The sequence below is a fragment of the Paenibacillus solanacearum genome (assembly GCF_910593845.1).
Lineage (GTDB): Bacteria > Bacillota > Bacilli > Paenibacillales > NBRC-103111 > Paenibacillus_G > Paenibacillus_G solanacearum.
On record NZ_CAJVAS010000057.1, the window covers coordinates 19,971 to 39,194 of the forward strand.

The 19,224-nt window shown below is 57.2% G+C and carries 12 protein-coding genes; 4 read left to right on the forward strand and 8 right to left on the reverse strand.

All coding sequences use genetic code 11. The features are described from left to right. Positions 1-27: 27 nt before the first annotated feature. On the reverse strand, positions 28-1,557 hold the full coding sequence (locus KXG62_RS31120) for a DUF4153 domain-containing protein (RefSeq protein WP_218095894.1): 1,530 nt from the start codon (positions 1,555-1,557) through the stop codon (positions 28-30). 139 nt (positions 1,558-1,696) lie between these two features. Continuing rightward, a complete protein-coding gene (locus tag KXG62_RS31125; RefSeq protein ID WP_218095895.1) occupies positions 1,697-2,119 on the reverse strand; it encodes a hypothetical protein in 423 nt (140 codons plus the stop codon). 160 nt (positions 2,120-2,279) lie between these two features. Between KXG62_RS31125 and KXG62_RS31130 the strand changes: the two genes are divergently transcribed. After that, on the forward strand, positions 2,280-4,073 hold the full coding sequence (locus tag KXG62_RS31130) for an ABC transporter substrate-binding protein (RefSeq protein ID WP_218095896.1): 1,794 nt from the start codon (positions 2,280-2,282) through the stop codon (positions 4,071-4,073). Between the two features lie 59 nt (positions 4,074-4,132). Continuing rightward, the gene (locus KXG62_RS31135) at positions 4,133-4,633 is read left to right on the forward strand and encodes a hypothetical protein (protein ID WP_218095897.1); all 501 of its coding nucleotides are present in this window, start codon (positions 4,133-4,135) and stop codon (positions 4,631-4,633) included. 234 nt (positions 4,634-4,867) lie between these two features. Here KXG62_RS31135 and KXG62_RS31140 read toward each other — a convergent pair whose 3' ends face one another. The 5 genes from KXG62_RS31140 to gltB all read right to left on the reverse strand — a co-directional run bounded on the left by KXG62_RS31140 (position 4,868) and on the right by gltB (position 15,171). Further along, positions 4,868-6,664 (reverse strand): right-handed parallel beta-helix repeat-containing protein, encoded by a 1,797-nt coding sequence (locus KXG62_RS31140; protein WP_218095898.1) that lies wholly within the window; start codon positions 6,662-6,664, stop codon positions 4,868-4,870. Positions 6,665-6,875: 211 nt separating this feature from the next. Further along, positions 6,876-7,580 carry a DUF1868 domain-containing protein gene (locus KXG62_RS31145; protein WP_218095899.1) on the reverse strand — a complete coding sequence of 235 codons (705 nt, stop codon included), beginning with the start codon at positions 7,578-7,580 and terminating at the stop codon, positions 6,876-6,878. Positions 7,581-7,732: 152 nt separating this feature from the next. Further along, the gene (locus KXG62_RS31150) at positions 7,733-8,731 is read right to left on the reverse strand and encodes a LacI family DNA-binding transcriptional regulator (protein ID WP_218095900.1); all 999 of its coding nucleotides are present in this window, start codon (positions 8,729-8,731) and stop codon (positions 7,733-7,735) included. A gap of 314 nt (positions 8,732-9,045) precedes the next feature. Next, a complete protein-coding gene (locus tag KXG62_RS31155) occupies positions 9,046-10,530 on the reverse strand; it encodes a glutamate synthase subunit beta (RefSeq protein ID WP_218095901.1) in 1,485 nt (494 codons plus the stop codon). A gap of 51 nt (positions 10,531-10,581) precedes the next feature. Beyond that, positions 10,582-15,171, reverse strand: coding sequence for a glutamate synthase large subunit (gltB, locus tag KXG62_RS31160; protein WP_218095902.1), 4,590 nt, complete (start codon positions 15,169-15,171; stop codon positions 10,582-10,584). 312 nt (positions 15,172-15,483) lie between these two features. Here gltB and KXG62_RS31165 point away from each other — a divergent pair, with 312 nt between their 5' ends. Next, positions 15,484-16,056 carry a thymidine kinase gene (locus KXG62_RS31165; RefSeq protein WP_218095903.1) on the forward strand — a complete coding sequence of 191 codons (573 nt, stop codon included), beginning with the start codon at positions 15,484-15,486 and terminating at the stop codon, positions 16,054-16,056. Between the two features lie 113 nt (positions 16,057-16,169). Here KXG62_RS31165 and KXG62_RS31170 read toward each other — a convergent pair whose 3' ends face one another. Then, positions 16,170-17,408 (reverse strand): aminopeptidase, encoded by a 1,239-nt coding sequence (locus KXG62_RS31170; RefSeq protein WP_218095904.1) that lies wholly within the window; start codon positions 17,406-17,408, stop codon positions 16,170-16,172. A 527-nt stretch (positions 17,409-17,935) separates the two neighbouring features. Between KXG62_RS31170 and KXG62_RS31175 the strand changes: the two genes are divergently transcribed. Further along, complete coding sequence (locus KXG62_RS31175) at positions 17,936-18,940, forward strand: AI-2E family transporter (RefSeq protein WP_218095905.1); 1,005 nt, start codon at positions 17,936-17,938, stop codon at positions 18,938-18,940. Positions 18,941-19,224 lie beyond the last annotated feature (284 nt).

Genomic DNA, 19,224 nt, shown 5'->3' on the forward strand with positions numbered 1-19,224 from the left:
CGTGGCAGAGCTACGGGGCGCAGGTAGCTATCGGGCTTCCCGTAATGCTTCGGCGGCTCTCCGCTTCGACCAGTTGAATTCCATCCAGGCAGATTCACCGTCGGATTCGAGCCGGGAACGTACATCGTGCAAAGCTTCGTCGATCCCCGGCATATCGGGGTATGTTTGCTTCCAGGCCAGCAAATGTGGCACGACCTCATAGCTTAGGCCCGCCAAATAGCGGGTATCGACGGTGCCTGTCGCTTCGTACCGCTCCATATTATTGCGTGCGATGATGGCGTCCACATTCGCATAGTTCAAGATGACGTACGCCACGATAGCTGCAATGCAATAGCACCGGACCAGCGGCGTATGTTCTTTCCACAGCTTCACGAGCGCAAGCAGAAACAGCACGACCAGAAACAGCATAAAGGCATGTACCAAAATGCGCGTCATCGTGTAGCCGTATGCCTCTTCATACATTGACAGCCGCAAATAAGCCGAGCTGAGCATGATGCCGCTGCAGCCGACCATCACCGCCAGCAGCGTGCGCAGCAGGATCCATCCGCCCCGGCCCGGTCGCTTGACCCCGTATAAGGAGCCCATCATGACCGACCAGTTGATCAGCGTAACGACGACCAGTTCCGCAAAGCCTCTTCGCGCATAGGCCGCATACGTCGTCCCGTCGGGCAGATCGGCGGTGCCGCCGCCGAAAAAGTACGAAAATTGCACGACCGCGAACAGTAAATATACGCCGTTGAGCATAAACAGCATCGTCATGGCGACGGTCGCGTCCATTCGCGGCAGAGGCGCTGCGGCCGGCAGCGCCGGAGGCTCCCACTGCACCGCCCCCTCCTCTTGCTTCGGTTGAAGCTGCATGCGCTTCGGATACAGCAATCCCCATACGAACCCGAACAAACCGCAGGCGATGGCGACGATCCACAGCAACCGGAATATCGTCTCCCCCAGTTCCGCTTCTTCGAACAGCTGCGGCAGTCTTGACATGGTCCGATCGAACATCGAATCTGCGGAGGACAGCAGGGTTATGACGACGATGAGCAGCGGAACGGAAAGCGCAAGCCCCAGCAGCACCTTGAGCAGCTCCCGCGACCGGCCGGCCTGAAGCCTCCCGGCAACCAGTTGATACAGGACGACGATCGGCCTCGGAAGGTATCGCGCCGTATGGACGAGCAGCTGTTCCATGACCAGCGCGGCCGCCCCCGCGGCGCTTGCTGCCTTGCGCAGCGCGTCCACACGAACCGCCCGTGTGGCGTGGCACACCACAAGCAGCGGCACGGCCAGCGCATTCAGTACGGCAAACAATGTATTCGTAAACAAGGCGTATGTAAGCGAGAGCAGCAGAACCGGGACCAGCAAGGCATGCTGCCGGCGGAACGCAAAGACGACTTGCCTCTCGCGCACAGCCCAGAAAAAGTATACATAAAACAACAGCACAAAAATCGGATAAGACACGCCCCAGTCGTTGCCGTAAAACAAATAATGATGCGCTGCACCGCAACCGAACGCGGCCAGCACCATCCCTCTCTCCTTCGCAGTGCCGGTTTCGTTGCCGGACATGGGCTTCCCTCCTAAGAGCATTGCGGAGCAATGCTTGCTTCGTAAGCATTCACTTAGAGCATTGCAGAGCAATGCTGCTTCGCAAGCTTTGATATTGAGCATCGCGCTTCGCGGCTCAGCCGCCTTTTTGCGGACAAGCTCAGCGAGCGATCGTCATCCCCACTCGGAGGCTCCTCGTGTATTGAATCAACCGAACGGCCAGCTTCTGCAGCGTTCGAATTGCCTGCGCATCGGCGGCTCCCTTGACGTTTTCCTCCGCCTCTCCGGCCGCCAGCTCCAGCAGCAGCTTCGCCGCATCGTCCGGAAGGACGAAGGCCGCCGTGAGCTTGTGCGCCACCGGTTCCCCGCGCACAAACAGGAGCGCTTCCGGTGTCGTCTCCTCCAACTGGGCGTAGACGATCTTGGCCAGCGCCCAGACGGCACGGCCGAGCTCGGCGCCGTTCCCGGCATGACGGACGGCTGCTTCCGCTTCGGCGATCAGCTGCACCTTCCACGACATCGTCAACGGCCACCCACGTTCCTTCCTTCGCCAATGCCCTGCCCAAACGTTCAATCCGTTCATCGAAACGCAAGACCTCCCGTCATGGTAGCTTTCAACGTTATTGTAGCTTGAAAAACAGGAATAAAAAGAGTAAGTTTTAAATAGCTAATTTCATATTTTCCAAAACGAGGGGTCACAACTACGTTCGGAACGTCAGACCGGAACCGGAAAGGATGGTTATATGAAGCTGTCCGGCCATTATATTCGGCTGCGGGGGCATTATCCCCATATCGCGGAGCATCAAGAAATCGACGTCACGTTGGACGAGCTCGCGCTGCTGCTCGAATGCACCCACCGCAATGTCGTGCTGCTCCTGGGGAAAATGGGCGGAGAAGGCTGGCTGCGGTGGACGCCGAAGCGCGGCCGGGGCAGCCGCTCCCTGCTTACATTTTTGCTGCCGGCCGAGAACATGATATTGGCTGCCGCCAAAGAGCTGGTGGAGAAAAAAGATTTGCGCGGCGCGCTGGAGCAAATGAACGTGTCCACGCTGCCGGATTCGCTGAAGGAGCATTTCCACGGCTGGCTAAGCGGCCATTTCGGATACAGCAGCGAAGTGCAGGGGAGCAAGCGATACGACACGCTCCGTTTCCCGTTAACCCAAGCGGTGCATTCGCTTGATCCCGCCACCATGAATTTCGCTACCGAAGCGCATCTGGTGCATCAGCTGTTCGACCCGCTCGTCCGCTATAACCGGCTGACGCAGACGATTCAGCCGCATATCGCCCATGCCTGGGAAACGGACGCGCAGCGCACCGGCTGGACGTTTCATTTGCGCAAGGGCGTGCAGTTCCATCACGGACGGGAGCTGACGGCGGACGATGTCCGCTACACGTTCGAGCGGCTCATGAAGCGCGCCAAAGGCACCCTGTACAGCTGGGTGCTGCAGCATATCGAATCGGTGCAAGCCATCGACCCGATTACTGTCCGCTTTCAACTGACGGAGCCGAACGAACTGTTCCTTCAATTCGCCGGCACCGGCCGCGCCTCGATCGTGCCCGCCGACAGCTGCGAGGAAGCAGGAGAACGGTTCGCGCTTTCGCCGATCGGCACCGGCCCCTTCAAGCTTACCCACCTCGACCGGTCCATGTGCGTGCTCGATGCGTTCCCTGCCTATTTCCAGGGGAGGGCGCATCTCGACCGGGTCGAGCTGTGGTCCATCGACGGCCTGCCGGATCAAGACCGGTCCCGGGCGCTGGAAAGCTTCCAGGTCATTCACAATTACCGGCTGCCCGACGAAGCGGCCGATTCATGGCAGCAGGTGCAGCAGCAGGGAACGACATGCCGCTTCCTGACCTTCAACCTGCTGAAGCAGGGCCCGCTCAGCGACCCGGCGCTGCGCGGGGCGGTCTGCGCAGCCCTCGAGAGGGGCAAGCTGCTGGAGCGGCTTAGCGGGGACGCGATCTACTGCGCCGACAGCTTTATCCGGCGGCACACGGAGCGCGCCTCCGCCTCCGAACCGGTGCGCTACCCGCCGGATGCGGTCCGGACGTTGCTGAAGCGCGCCGGTTATGCCGGCGAACGGCTGTCGCTGTGCACCATCACCCAATACGAGCGCGATGCGCAGCTCGTCCAATCGCTGCTGCAGGAAGCCGGGCTCGCTGTCGAAGTGAAGCTGCTGACGGTAGACCAGTTCAAGGGGGAGCAGCGGCTGTACGCCGATCTGCTGCTCTTCTCCATCATGCTCGACAATGACGCGGAGCTGCGGATCATCGATTTGTACAAAAGCATGCAGCGCCACCTCGAGCCGCGTGCCAAAGCGACGGTATCCGCCCTGCTCGAGCAGGCGCTCCGTGAGCCTGAGCGCGACCGGCGCACCGAACTGCTGCAGGCGATCGAATCGCATCTGACCGGCCGGCTGGTGCTCCATTTCTTATATTTCAAACGGTTGAAGACGATTTATCACGCCTCGGTCAAGGGCATAGCGCTGGATGCGCTCGACTGGGTGCAGTTCAAAAACCTGTGGTTCAAGCCATAATCCGTCCTTCCCATGAATACGTTATAGTATGCGGTCAAACGGAAAGGAGCTCGGATCAAGTGGTCAAACGGAACCAGATTGTATACCGGAACGAACGCTATGGGTTTACGCTGCGTTTTCCTGGCTGGTGGCGTAATTATTGCGTTGTGAGCAGAGCCAAGCTGGATCGCGAAACGGAGTATGAGGTGCATTTCCGATTTAAGTATAGAGGCCAAGTATATGAAGATATTTTGGCGCTGCTGATTTATCGGATGACTCGGAAGGAATGGATCGACCGGGGATACGAGGAGTCGCCGCTTGGCTATTTGGCCGAATTCGACGGGCGCATCATCGCGTACAGTGCGCCGGAAGAGCTGCCTTACGCTTTCGTAGACAGCAAGACGGGGGATTACAACTACAAGAAGTATGGGGCGGTGATCGAGCTGCTGAAACGGATGGTGAATCAGGATGTGCCCCGGATCGTCCAGACGCTTCAAGCGCCGCGGAAAACCGTGACAATGCGCTCCACGCCGTTCCGGTCGCGGAAAGTGGTGCCGTGCAGGGCGAGGCGAAAAAGGTAACGCGAGCCAGCCCTAAGGGAGCAGCAGCCCCGGCGGCGGCCACGCGGCCGAATGTCTATACGCTATGCTTCAAAGCGCAATAGGATCAGCAGACGCGGTAACAACGGGGGGACCCGATCCCCTCAACGCTCAAGCGAAAGACGAACGGACTTCATCGCCGTCCGCCAAGCGGGATAACGCGTTATGCGTTATCCCATAAGGATAGGAAGACGCGGTGATGTGCCGTTCTTTTTACTACACAATGCCGGCGTCCGTCAGGTTGCCGGATTGGATCGTCCCCGACCCGCTGTCTTGGATCGCGGCGGAAGTGCCGGACTCTCTCAAATCGTTTGCGAGCAGCGCGATGCTCGTCGAACCGGAAGCGACGATCACGCCCGCCGTCATCGGCTTCTCCCCTCTGCGAACGAGATTGCCCGATACGTAATGCCGCTGGTTGCCGTCCGATATTTTTAAAGGCGCCCCCGTCAGCGTGTTGTCGTTAATATTGCAGTCGTTGCAGTTTTTCACATTGATGCCGTTCTCCGCACTGCCGGCGATCACGTTATCCGCAATATGCGAGCGGTGGCTGCCTGCAAAATAAATTCCGTTGCCTACGCCGTCTTTGCCGACATCGGTGACGGCGTTATTGGCGCATACGACATATTGGCATGTATCGGAATGAATGCCGTGCGATTGGGTCGCGGCGATCACATTCCCGACCATGTTAACCGATCCCTGCGACTGGACAACCGCAATACCTCTTTCCGTGCATTGCGTGACATGATTGCCGCTGACTGTCGCGCCTCCGGTGCAGCTGCCTATGTAAATCCCCCGGCCTGCCGCGCTTCCTCCGATGTTGCGAACCGTATTGTCGCTGATCGTAATCCGCGATATTTGATTCGCATGGATGCCGACGACGCCCGATACGTTCTCCACCACATTCCCGGTAATCGCAATGTTCGCGATTCGTCCCCCTGCGTTGGCAACGCTTACAGGCGTATACACCCGAATGCCGCCCCAGTCGCTTTTCGGCGTAATATTTCGTAAAATATTGCCGCTCACAACTACATTATGAACTTCACCCGCCCGCGAGGAGATGTCGATGCCGGAGACGCAATTCTCGAACGTATTGCCGCTGACGACGAGGTTATCGTAATTCCATGCAAAGACCGCGTTGTCCGACATATTCTCGAAGTGACAATCGGTAATCCGGATGTTGCTGTGATTGTACCCTTCAAGCACCGAGTGGCTGCCTACGCCCCGGCAGCAATTGATAAAGGTGCAGCCGTCGACCAAAATATTTTTGCAGGGCGTGTTGTCCCACGGGCCGAAATGCGGAAATGCGCTCTGCGTCGACAGGTCGATCTGGATCGCCTCCGCTTCCCGCGACGTGCGGAGATATCCTTCGAACCACACGTTCAAAATGCGGCATCCGTTCGTCGAATTGACCTCGATATGGTGGTCGTTCACGTTATTAATAATTTTCGTATCACGGATGACAAGATTAGTAGCATGGGCAAACGACATATGCGGGAATTGCGTCGGGAAGTTGGCTGAGTTGCCGTCCCAGGTTCCCCCGGCAATTTCGATATCCCCGTGACCGGTGTACCCAGTGCCTGTATTTTGGCCCTTCCGCCCGTTCGTCAGCATCGGCTTTACGTTGCTGCCGTTTCTGCGAATCGACGCATGGGCAGCGAGCTCCAGCTTCGTGCGGGCAAAGATGCTGAGCGTCGCGGTGATCGGGTAGACGCCGGCGGGGACGTACACCGTTCCCCCGCCCTGTGCATAAGCATAATCGAGCGCAGCTTGAATGGCCGCCGTGTCATCCGCGGTCCCGTCGCCGGCCGCCCCGAAGTCCTTCACGTTGTACAGCGCCAGCCCGGCGCCCGTCCCGCCGCCGCCATAGACGGACTGCGTTACGGATTCTGCGGTTGCGCCAGGAAGCGCCCCCAACAATCCTCCCGCAACCAGCGTTGCGCCGGCCGCTCCCAGCGCTGTCAGCATCGTTCTTCGGCTAATGCCGCTTTGTTCCTCAGGCTTCCGATGATCCATCGTCGCATCCCCTTATCCATCCGAGTCGAATTGCACTTCAACCTTCTGCAGGAGGAGACAAGCCCCTCCCTTTACGAATACGCTGGAAAAGCCGGGAACAGTCCAAGAAGTGCCCTCATAGATGAATCGCATGCCCGCGCATGCTTTCGGCTCGATATAACACGGTGTCGAATAAAATCGGCTGATCCGACCGACCGCTTCCCTCCTGTGACTAGGCGGACCGGCCTTGCCGCTGCAGCGCTGCCCGCTCTTCCGGCGCATATGGAACGAACCGGGTCATATCCTCAAAGACGGTATAATCGACTTTCTCCATATCGATTACGCTCAGTCTCTCGACAAGCTGCCTGGAATAATCCTGCTGAAACTGCTTGAACTCGGCCTCTTCCTCCGGAGTCAGCTGGATCAGCTGATAGCCGAACGAAATGTGAAAGCCGTATGTATCATGATTCGGGAACCGAACGCCCGCCGCACGGGATACCTCTTCCCTGAACGCATGAAGCAGCTGGCGGGTCGCCTCGTCATGAGGGCTTACGCCGATCGATGTTTTGCGCAGACCCTCCACCTTCATCCGGAAATGCCCGGGGAAGGACACGGGTTCCAACGCTTTGGCGAAAAAGCGGTCGGTCTCTTCAATCGGCGTATCCAATTCGAGAAGAGACGTCCATAGCGCCGGTCTTCGGTGATAGTGGCACAGCAGCTCGATCACGGTCATATGAAATGATTCGGGCGGCGTCCACGCGAATTTATGCGCAAAAGAAAGCGCGGAAATATGCGCCTGCTGTACCCGTATAATTTCGTCGACCACGCGGCTTTCCGTCAGGTTGCATACGATGGTATTGCCCGGAAACGGGCGGAACGTGCCGTCTTCGTTGAATTTGGCTTGCTCGCCGACGGCTTTGGTAAATTGTTCAGACATCTGGAACACCTCATGTTTGTCGTTATTTTTCTAATTACACATAGAATTGCCATTCGGATCTCGGCAGGTTCGTCGCGCGGCGTCCTCCAGCTTGCATGAAGAAACCGCCCTCCGCTTGCCGCTTGCCTTACGCCAGGACCGGCCGTATGTCTCTATTTGACGCTTTCGCGAACGACCAGCTGCGGATCGACCTCGATGGAATGGACCGGCTCCGTCTGGTCGAGCAGTCTGTCGATCACGCTGAACATTTCGTTAGCCAGTCTTTCGAAATCTTGCGCCATCGTCGTCAATGCAGGATAGTAGTACGGGGAGAGCGGAATATTATCGAATCCCATGATCGATACGTCGCCTGGAATCGACAAGCCATGCGCATAAATCGAATGGTAGACGGCAATCGCCTTCTCGTCGCCGGACACGAAGAAGACTTGCGGAATATCCCCCGACGCCAGCTTGCCGTCGACAAATCGCTTGATTCGCTCCAGATTGTTCATGTCATAGACGATTTCAAGCTGCTCCAGCGGCACGCCGTTCTTCAAATAAACGTCCTTGATCGCCGCTTCCCTCTCCAGATTCACTTCGATCCTGGCGCCCAGAAGCAGGCAAATGCGGGTCAGTCCTCTCCCGAACAAATACTGCGTCGCCTCCAATATCCCTTTCTTGTTATTGTTGCTGATGGAGACGGGCACCTGCTTGTTTCGTTCGAACGATAGAAACGGGATACGGTTGCTGCGAACCAGATCGATCCGCTTATCCTGCTCCTGCAAATAAAAGAGCACGACCGCATCGATATAACCGCTGGATTGCTCCAAAATGGAGTGCCCCAAATCGACGTCATCGTAAATGATTTCCTGAATCAAGCTGTACCGCCGGCTCCGGGCCGCCTGGTTCATGTATGACATCAGAATGTCGAACCATTGCGTCGTGTTTTGCCCGTACGTTTTGCGAATGGAGACGAGAATGTTCTTCATCGTTTTGGTGCTTAAGTTTTTGGCGAATACGTTCGGTTTAAAATTCGTTTCGGCGATGACCTTTAAAATTTTATCCCGGGTATCCGGCTTGACGTTCGGCTCGTTGTTAATGACGCGCGAAACCGTTTTGAACGAAAAGCCCGACAAGTCGGCAATATCGCGAATCGTATATTTTTTGTCCATGCTCTCTCACCCTGATGACTTATTGACACCGGTGTCATAATTTGCCATATCATGACACTTGGACTGCAAACGCACGCGGTCTGCTGCTTCCATTAAACTCCAGTTTACAATGATTGTCAATCGGTAAATTCATTTTCTTTGACTGGCTTGCCTTGTGCCATGCAGCTTCCCGCCCAGCGAAGGAAAAGGCCCGGTCGATGCCGTAACGACGGCAATCAACCGGCGTCCTTATCCTCCAATGCGGCTGGAATGACGCAGCGCTTATCCTATTTTACTTCGCCAGGAGGATTGCGGCTGAAGGAGCAATCCGGCCGTTACGGCAAATTGGACGCACCCATTAAGTACCGGTCTACTTCACGGGCGGCCTCGCGCCCTTCATGGATCGCCCAGACGACGAGACTTTGCCCGCGCCGCATGTCGCCCGCGCTGAACACGCCTTCGACGCTTGTCGCGAACTTGCCGTATTCCGCCTTGGCGTTGGACCGTTCATCCCTCTCCACGCCAAGCTGCTCGAGCACCGTGTTCTCCGGGCCCATGAAGCCCATGGCAAGCAGCACGAGCTGCGCCGGGTATACCTGCTCGCTGCCTGGCACTTCGGCCGGCACGAAACGGCCTTGATCATCCTTCTTCCATTCGATCAGCACCGTATGAAGCTCCTTCACATGCCCGTTCTCGTCGCCGACGAATTTCTTGGTCGAGATCAAGTATTTGCGCGGATCTTCGCCTTGCAGCACGGTCGCTTCCTCTTGCCCGTAATCGATCTTGAGGACGCGCGGCCATTCCGGCCACGGATTGTTCGGCTGGCGCGCTTCCGGCGGCTTCGGCATAATCTCGAATTGCGTCACGCTCTTGCACTTGTGACGAATCGAGGTGCCGACGCAGTCCGTACCCGTGTCGCCGCCGCCGATGACGACGATGTCCTTGCCTTCCGCCGAAATGAACTGCCCGTCCCGATGCTCCGAGTCGAGCAGACTCTTCGTGTTTTTGGACAGGAACTCCATCGCCAGGTGAACGCCCTTGAGCTCCCGGCCTTCGATGCTCAAGTCGCGCCCCTTGGTCGCTCCGCCGCACAGCACAATCGCGTCGAACTCCTCCTTGAGCTTGGAGGCGGAAATGTCCTTCCCGATTTCCGTCCCCGTCACGAACGTAACGCCTTCCGCGGCGAGCAGATCGACGCGGCGCTGCACGTACTTCTTGTCGAGCTTCATGTTCGGAATGCCGTACATGAGCAGACCGCCGGCGCGGTCCGCCCGTTCGTAGACGGTTACCGTATGTCCGGCTTTATTGAGCTGCGCCGCACAGGCGAGACCCGACGGGCCGGAGCCGACGACCGCCACCTTCTTGCCCGTACGCGCCTCGGGCGGCTGCGGCGTCACCCAGCCTTCGGCAAAGCCCTTGTCAATAATCGACTTCTCGATGTTCTTGATCGTCACCGGCGCTCCGTTCAAGCCGACCGTACAGGAGCCCTCACAGGGCGCAGGACAGACGCGGCCCGTAAACTCGGGGAAGTTGTTCGTCTTGTGCAGACGGTCCAGCGCCTCCTGCCAGCGCCCCTGATAGACGAGATCGTTCCATTCGGGGATCAGGTTATTGACGGGACACCCGGCCGCCATGCCGCTGATGACTTTGCCCGTATGACAAAACGGAATGCCGCAATCCATACATCGCGCGCCCTGCTGCTGCAGCTTCTCCCCCGGCAGCGGCGTACTGAATTCCTTCCAATTCGCTATGCGCAGCAGCGGGTTGTTCTCGACCGGAACTTCGCGCCCGTATTCCAAAAAACCGGTTGGTTTACCCATCGATTGGTTCCTCCAGACTCAAGGTTGAACACATCATCAACATCCGTCGGTTTAGTTTCCGCTTACGCGGGAGACGTCTTTCATGTTTTCCTCGAAGGCGACGAGCATCGCTTCCTGCTGACTGAGGCCGGATCGCTTCACGCGCTCGATCGCCTCGAACATGCGCTTGTAGTCCTTCGGAATCACTTTGACGAATTTCCACAAAGCCGCTTCCCAGTTCTGCAATATGCGCTGGGCCACGGCGCTTCCGGTGTAGGAGACATGGTGCTGAATCATATTTTTCAGCTCCGCGGCCTCGTATACTTCCTCCACCGCTTCGAGCAGCACCATCTCTTTGTTGCACTGCGACTGGAACGTTCCGTGCTCGTCGAACACGTAGGCGATGCCTCCGGACATGCCCGCCGCAAAGTTGCGGCCCGTCGGGCCGAGGACGACGACGCGTCCGCCGGTCATATATTCGCAGCCGTGGTCGCCGACACCCTCGACGACCGCCCGGACGCCGGAGTTCCGCACGCAGAACCGTTCGCCGGCAATGCCGCGAATGTACGCTTCGCCATCGGTGGCGCCGTAGAACGCGACATTGCCGATAATGATGTTGTCTTCGGCGGCATAGGCGGCCTTCTCCGGCGGGAATACGGCGAGCTTGCCGCCGGAGAGCCCTTTGCCGAAGTAATCGTTCGCATCGCCTTCCAGTGAAAGCGTCATCCCTTTCGGCACGAATGCTCCGAAGCTCTGCCCCGCCGAGCCGTTGAAGTGCAGTCGAATCGTTTCGTGCGGCAGCCCCTCGAGGCCGTACTTGCGCGTCACTTCGCTGCCGACGATCGTGCCGACGACGCGATTGACGTTACGAATCGGCAGGACGGCGCCAACCTTCTCCTTGTTGTCGATCGCCGGCCGGCAAATGTCCATCAGCTCGGTCATATCGAGCGAACGGTTCAGATCGTGGTCCTGCGGAATAGAGCAGTAACGCCCCACCTCGTCGCCGACCTCCGGCTGATACAGCAGCGCCGACAGGTCGATGCCCTTCGCTTTCCAATGCTTGACCGCTTCTTTCGTTTCGAGAACCTCGGTATGCCCGATCATCTCTTCCACGGTGCGGAATCCGAGCTCCGCCATCACCTCCCGCGTATTTTGCGCGACGAAGTGCATGAAATGCACGACATGCTGCGGATCGCCGGTAAATTTTTTGCGCAGCTCCGGATTTTGCGTCGCCACGCCGACCGGACATGTGTCCAGATGGCAGACGCGCATCATAATACAGCCGAGCGCGATGAGCGGCGTCGTCGCGAAGCCGAATTCCTCCGCGCCGAGCAGCGCGGCGACGACCACGTCGCGGCCGGTCATCAGCTTGCCGTCGGTTTCGACGGCGATGCGGCTGCGCAGGTTGTTCAGCACGAGCGTCTGGTGTGTCTCCGCCAGACCAAGCTCCCACGGCAATCCCGCGTGGCGGATCGACGTTTGCGGCGACGCGCCCGTGCCGCCGTCATAGCCGCTGATCAGCACGACGTCGGCCTTGCCTTTGGCCACGCCGGCGGCGATCGTGCCGACGCCGACTTCGGATACGAGCTTAACGCTGATGCGCGCCCGCGGGTTGGCGTTCTTCAGATCGTGGATCAGCTCCGCCAAATCCTCAATCGAATAAATGTCGTGATGCGGTGGCGGCGAAATGAGTCCGACGCCCGGCGTCACGCCGCGCACCTCGGCTACCCATGGATACACCTTCGAGCCCGGCAGCTGCCCGCCTTCGCCCGGCTTGGCGCCTTGCGCCATCTTGATCTGAATCTCGTCCGCATTCACCAAGTAGTTGCTCGTGACCCCGAAGCGGCCGGACGCCACCTGCTTGATCGCGCTGCGGCGCAAATCGCCGTTCGCATCCGGCCGGAAGCGCTCGTGATGCTCGCCGCCTTCGCCGGTGTTGCTCTTGCCGCCGATCCGGTTCATCGCGATCGCGAGGCTCTCATGCGCTTCCTTCGAAATGGAGCCGTACGACATCGCGCCCGTCTTGAAGCGCCTTACGATCGACTCCACCGGCTCGACCTCTTCGATCGGAACGGGTGCGCGGCCGGAGCGGAACGAGAACAGCGAGCGGAGCGTCATAAACCGCTCGTTCTCCTGATGGATCAGCTTGACGAAGCTTTGGTACATGCCGTAATTGTTCGTGCGAACCGCAGCCTGCAGCGCATGAATCGTCTCCGGGTTGTACAGATGCTCCTCGCCGCTGCGCCGCCACTGCAGCTCGCCGCCGGCATCGAGCACCCGGTCGCGGCCTTCCTGCTCCGAATACGCCCGCTCATGGCGAAGCAGTGCTTCCCGAGCGATCGCATCCAGCTTGATTCCGCCGACCGGCGTATACGTCCATGTAAAATATTTGTCGACCAGCGAAGCATCGAGGCCGACCGCTTCGAAAATTTGCGCGCCCCGGTACGACTGGATCGTAGAAATGCCCATCTTTGCAAGCACCTTCACAACACCTTTGGTAGCTGCCTTTACGTAATTGTAAAGCGCTTTCTCATAGGTGATGTCTTTGAGCTGCTTACGCCGAATCATATCTTCAATCGTTTCCATCGCCAAATACGGGTTGATCGCGCCGGCGCCGTAACCGAGCAGCAGGGCGAAATGATGCACCTCGCGCGGCTCGCCGGATTCGAGCAGCAGCCCGATCTTCGTTCGCGTGCCTTCGCGGATGAGATGATGGTGCAGGCCGGAGACAGCCAGCAGCGCGGGGATGGCGGCATGCGCCGCGTCAACGCCTCGGTCGGACAAGATGATCAGCGTCGCTCCGTCCGCAATCGCCCGGTCGGCAGCGGCATACAGCGCGTCCATCGCCCGTTCGAGGCCGTCCGTTCCTTCCGCTGCGCGGAACACGATCGGCAGCGTAACGGCCTTGAAGCCTTCCCGCTCGATATGGCGCAGCTTGGCCAGATCCGCGTTCGTCAGAATCGGCGTCTCGATCCGGATGTGACGGCAGCTCTCCGGCTTCGGGTCGAGCAGGTTCCCTTCCGGGCCGAGCGTCGTGCCCTGCGCCGTAATGATCTCCTCGAAATTCGCGTCGAGCGGCGGGTTCGTCACCTGCGCGAACAATTGCTTGAAATAGCTGTACAACAGCTGCGGACGATCCGACAGCACCGCCAGCGGCGCGTCGAAGCCCATCGAGCCGATCGGGTCGACGCCGGTGCGGGCCATCGGGTCAATGACCTTCCGCAAGTTCTCGAACGTGTACCCGAACGCCTGCTGCCGCTGCAGCACCGTGTCCTCGTCGCCTTCCGGCACTTCCGGGGCATCCGGCAGCTCGCCGAGCGAGATCAGATGCTCGCTAAGCCACTCGCGGTACGGCTGCTCGCCCGCGATCCGCTCCTTGATCTCCTCGTCCGCGACGATCCGCCCTTCCGCCGTGTCGACGAGCAGCATGCGTCCCGGCTGAAGACGCTGCTTGGAGACAATGCGCTCCGGCGGAATGTTCAGCACGCCCGCTTCCGATGCCAGCACGATCAAGTCGTCCTGCGTTACGTAATAGCGCGCCGGACGCAAGCCGTTGCGGTCCAGCACCGCTCCGACCGATTTGCCGTCCGTGAAGGAAATCGCGGCCGGACCGTCCCACGGCTCCATCAGACAGCTGTGGTATTCGTAAAACGCTTTCTTTTTATCGCTCATTGTCTCGTGCTTAGACCATGGCTCTGGAATCATCATCATTGCCGCGTGCGGCAAGGAGCGCCCGGACAGCATCAGAAACTCCAGACAGTTGTCGAACATTTGCGAGTCCGAGCCGTCGGTATCGATGATCGGCAGGATGCTCTGGAAGTCGTCCCCGAACAAGTCCGTCCGGCACATCGCCTGGCGCGCATGCATCCAGTTCACGTTGCCCCGCAGCGTGTTGATCTCGCCGTTATGGATCAAATAGCGGTACGGATGCGCCCGCTCCCAGCTCGGGAACGTATTCGTGCTGAACCGGGAATGGACGAGCGCAATCGCCGATTCGAGGTCCGGATCTTTCAACTCCGTATAGTAATCGTCGACTTGCTCCGGCGTCAGCATGCCCTTGTAGACGATCGTCCGGCTCGACAGACTGGAGAAGAAAAACATCCCCGCATCCTCGATCGCCTTGGTTCCGTTCTCCGCCAGCTTGCGGATGACGTACAGCTTGCGCTCGAACGCAAGCTCGCCCTGCACGTCGTCGGCAGCGCCGATGAATACTTGACGCACGACCGGCTCCGCCAACCGGGCGGATTGCCCAAGCTTCGCGTTATTCGTCGGCACGGTTCTCCAGCCGAGAAACCGCTGCCCCGTCTCGCGCACCTTCTCCTCGACCAGCCGCTCACAGGCAATCCGCGCTTCCGTGTCCTGCGGAAGGAACAGCATGCCGACGCCGTACCGGCCGGGCTCCGGCAATCGAATGCCTTCGGCATCGCATACTTTGGCAAAATAGCTGTGAGGGAGCTGCAGCAAAATGCCCGCTCCATCCCCGGTATTGTGCTCTCCCTGACCGCCGCGGTGATCCAGATTGCACAGTACGGTAAGCGCTTGCAAAACAATGTCATGCGATGGCTTTCCCTTGATGTGGGCAACGAAACCGATGCCGCAAGCGTCATGCTCAAATTGCGGATCATAGAGACCCTGTTTGACGGGCAGTCCATATTTGTTCATGCAGCGCAACCTTTCCTTGCTAAATTTTGGAATTTAATTAAAAATACAGCACAGCAAGAGCGACAATACCTAACATTGAGTGTAAGGGGATCTGCGAAGGTAAATATGTTTTATATTAACATCCGATTTAATTTATGGCAATTTAAAATATTTCGACTTTTCTGATATATTGACAGGTTTGCTGACACCGCTGGCGTATCCTTTCTCCGTTCCAAGACGCCGATGGGCAGGGCTCGTTCGATTGTGCCAACCCTGAATCTTATGCTATGATATTGTTCGTTATGCGAACAACGACGAACGAAGGTGTATATTTTGGCGCAATTATATTTTCGTTATGGAGCGATGAACAGCGGCAAATCGATTGAAATATTGAAGGTCGCGCACAACTACGAAGAGCAGGACAAAGCCGTGCTCATCTTTACTTCCGGCTTGGATAACCGCGATGAGGTCGGTTTCGTATCCTCGCGGATCGGCCTTCGGCGCGAAGCGATTCCAATCCACGACGACACCGACATGATCAGCATCGTCCGGCAGCAGACGAACCGGATCTCATGCGTGCTGGTAGACGAAGTGCAGTTTCTGAACAAGGAGCAAATTTTGCAGCTCACCCGTATCGTGGACGAGCTGAAGATCCCCGTGATGGGGTTTGGGCTCAAAAACGATTTTCAAAATGAGCTGTTCGAGGGCAGCCGTTATATGCTGCTGTATGCGGATAAAATCGAAGAGATGAAGACGATCTGCTGGTTTTGCGAGCGCAAAGCGACTATGAACCTGAGAGTGGATGAGTCCGGCAAGCCGGTGTTTACCGGAGAGCAGATTCAGATCGGCGGCAACGACGCGTACTACCCGGTATGCCGCAAATGCCATACGAACCCGCCGTTGTAAATGCAGCAGAAGCTTACAAAAGACCAAAAGCCGGAAGACGTTCACCTCCAGTGAATGCTTCCGGCTTTTTTCGGTATTCCTTAGCCTGATCGCGGGCTTCTCGTGCCGCGGGTTCAGATGGCCCAGTTGCCATTTCTGAAGATCGCCTCGCGCTTCCCGTCCGCGGTGACTCCGTCGATGTTCATATCCGCGGAACCGATCATAAAATCTACGTGAATTAAGCTTTTATTGACGCCGTGCCGGGCAAGATCCTCGTCCGTCATCTCGGTGCCACCCTCCAGGTTGACCTGGTACGCCTGGCCGAGCGCAAGATGGCAGGATGCATTCTCGTCGTACAGCGTGTTGTAGAAGATTACGTTCGCGTTCGAAATCGGCGAATCGTGGGGAACCAGCGCCACTTCGCCGAGCGACCGCGCGCCGTCGTCCGTATTCAGCAGCCGCTCCAGCGCTTCATACCCTTGCTCCGCCGTGAACTCGACCACCTTGCCGTCCTTGAACGTCAGGGAGAAGCCGTCGATCAGCTGGCCTCCGTAATTGAGCGGCTTCGTGCTGCGGACCGTGCCGTTCACGCCGTCCTTGCGCGGCATGGTGAACACTTCCTCCGTCGGCATGTTCGGATTGAACAGGATGCCTTTGGCGTTTTCCTTCGCCCCGCCGAGCCACACATGCGCCTCCGGCAGATCAATCGTCAAATTCGTGCCCGGCGCTTCATATTGCAATTGTTTATACCGTTTACCATTAAGCACCTCAACCGTTTGCGCCAGCTTCGCGTTATGCTCCTTCCACGCCGCGACCGGATCATCCTTATCGACGCGAGTCGCGTCCAGGATACGCTCCCACAGCTTCTCCACCGCCGACGCCGCGGGAATGCCCGGGAACACTTTGGCCGCCCACTCCGGCGTAGCGTAGGAGATCAGCGACCAGGCGTTCTTATGCGACATCAGGTAGCTGCGGTATTTGTTCAAAGCTGTGGCGCTTGTCTTCGTAGCCGTCGCGATGCGCGCCGATTCGACGCCTGTCAGCAGATCGGGATTCGGCGCGTAAATTTGCAGAAACGCCGCGCCGCCCTCGGCCATCTCTTCCATCCCTTGAGCCCGCCACATCGGATATTCGCTGAATGCTTCCATCGGAGCGAGCTTATATTTAATGAGCGTAAGCTCCTCGTCGACCCAATCGACATGCACGTTTTTGGCGCCGGCTTCATACGCCTTCGCCGCAATGCGCCGCACCAGATCCGCCGCGGCGATCGGCGCCGTGAGGACAATCGTCTGCCCTTCCTGTACGTTGACGCCCATCCTGACGGCTAACGCCGCATATTTATCCAACTGCTCTTGTGTCGGAACCAGACTCATGTGCCATCCCTCCAAATCGATTGTCATCTCTTCCCATTATATGCCGTTGTCCGCCCAAAATCCAAAAAAGAAGCCAGCCGTCCGCCGGCTAGCCTCCTTCCGCTTGCGCGGCGCTTCTATTTCTTCCTTTTGGATTCGGCCACCTCGGAATCCTGATTGTTGCCGGGCTGCTGCTTTTTGCCGTTATTGTTCGCATTGTCTCTGGACACGGTCACCCCTCCCTCCCTACGGAATCGATGATAGTGTAACCAGACCGCGCCGCATTCATGTTCAGGCCGGAAGATCACCTCCCGATCTCCAAGGTCTTGCATCGTAAAGCCGTTTGTTTCGTATATAAGCTATAACGACAAAACATCACATTTCTTTCCCAAAAGCATCGTCATTCGGGCGATCATACAAAAAAATTCGCCGCTCCGTTCGACACAAGGTACTTTCGTACCAAGTACACCGTTGCGAATACTGTTTTCCTTACTGTAAACTAAGAATAGACGACAACATACCCCGTTGCCCGAATTGGAGATGAACGCATGGAACGACTTAAGCTATTTTTTACAAACTTGACGGTAAGGCGATTTTTCATCCTTGCCATTATCTGTTTGCTGCTGTTCAGTATAAAGGACATGCTCAACCTGGTTTTATTAACGTTTTTAATTGCTTATGTCATGAACCGTCTTCAACAGGCGCTAACGAAAAAAATAAGCAAATTCGTCGTCGTGAACAGCAAGGTCATTATCATTCTGCTATACGCCGCTCTCGTGACTACCGTCGTGCTGGGCATTATCAACTATTTTCCGAAGGTGCTCGTGCAAATCAAACAGTTGAAGGATAATTTGGTTGCGCTCACGAGTCTTCCCGTCCCCGATGATGAATTTTCCAAGTATATCTACAAAACGCTGCGAGATCTCGATTTGCAATCCTATATGAAGCACGGCTTCGAATACGTGCTGCGCATCAGCAACTGGGGCACGACCTTTCTCATGTCGATCATCCTGAGCCTGGTGTTTATTCTCGAGAAGCCCCGCATCACTTCGTTCACGTCAAGGTTGAAGGACAGCAAGATCGCCTGGCTCTATACCGAGCTGGAATACTTCGGCAAAAAATTTGTTTTATCGTTCGGCAAAGTCATCGAAGCGCAGCTGCTGATCGCCCTATGCAATACGGTATTTACGGTGATCGGCTTGTGGGTTCTCGGCTTCCCGTACTTGTTCGCGCTAGGTATCATGATCTTCCTGCTCAGCCTCGTTCCTGTCGTCGGCTTCGTCGTCTCGCTCGTTCCGCTGTGCATTATCGGCTACAACCTCGGCGGCTGGATGATGGTCATCTACGTCATCGCCATGATCGCCGTGCTGCATGCGCTGGAGGGCTACCTGCTGAATCCGAAGCTGATGTCTTCCAAAATGAATCTGCCGATGTTCTACACCTTCATCGTGCTCATTTTCTCGGAGCATTACATGGGCATTTGGGGACTGATTCTCGGCATTCCCATCTTCGTCTTCCTGCTGGATATTCTCGATGTCGACACGACGACATAACCGGCTTGCGGCGGCGAAACGAAATAATAAAAGACGCGCCTCCTTATCGGGAGGCCACTGAAAAAGTCCTTTCATGCAAAAAAGGTACAGTCCTTCAAGAAAATTGAGGGGTCTGTACCTTTTTTGCTGTATAATTAAGGCATTACGAAAAGCAGGTGAGAGTAGATGATTCGGCAACAACAAACTTTGGTTCTGAGTCCTTACGCGGCACTGTATGACATCGTCGTGCCAAAGGACAATATGCTCCGTCAAATCAACGAACTGGTGGACTTCACCTTCATATA

Excerpts from the sequence above, each read along its gene's own strand:
- KXG62_RS31120 (WP_218095894.1), bottom strand. The coding sequence starts at position 1,557 with ATGTCCGGCAACGAAACCGGCACTGCGAAGGAGAGAGGGATGGTGCTG.
- KXG62_RS31125 (WP_218095895.1), bottom strand. The coding sequence starts at position 2,119 with ATGAACGGATTGAACGTTTGGGCAGGGCATTGGCGAAGGAAGGAACGT.
- KXG62_RS31130 (WP_218095896.1), top strand. The coding sequence starts at position 2,280 with ATGAAGCTGTCCGGCCATTATATTCGGCTGCGGGGGCATTATCCCCAT.
- KXG62_RS31140 (WP_218095898.1), bottom strand. The coding sequence starts at position 6,664 with ATGGATCATCGGAAGCCTGAGGAACAAAGCGGCATTAGCCGAAGAACG.
- KXG62_RS31145 (WP_218095899.1), bottom strand. The coding sequence starts at position 7,580 with ATGTCTGAACAATTTACCAAAGCCGTCGGCGAGCAAGCCAAATTCAAC.
- KXG62_RS31150 (WP_218095900.1), bottom strand. The coding sequence starts at position 8,731 with ATGGACAAAAAATATACGATTCGCGATATTGCCGACTTGTCGGGCTTT.
- KXG62_RS31155 (WP_218095901.1), bottom strand. The coding sequence starts at position 10,530 with ATGGGTAAACCAACCGGTTTTTTGGAATACGGGCGCGAAGTTCCGGTC.
- gltB (WP_218095902.1), bottom strand. The coding sequence starts at position 15,171 with ATGAACAAATATGGACTGCCCGTCAAACAGGGTCTCTATGATCCGCAA.
- KXG62_RS31170 (WP_218095904.1), bottom strand. The coding sequence starts at position 17,408 with ATGAGTCTGGTTCCGACACAAGAGCAGTTGGATAAATATGCGGCGTTA.
- KXG62_RS31175 (WP_218095905.1), top strand. The coding sequence starts at position 17,936 with ATGGAACGACTTAAGCTATTTTTTACAAACTTGACGGTAAGGCGATTT.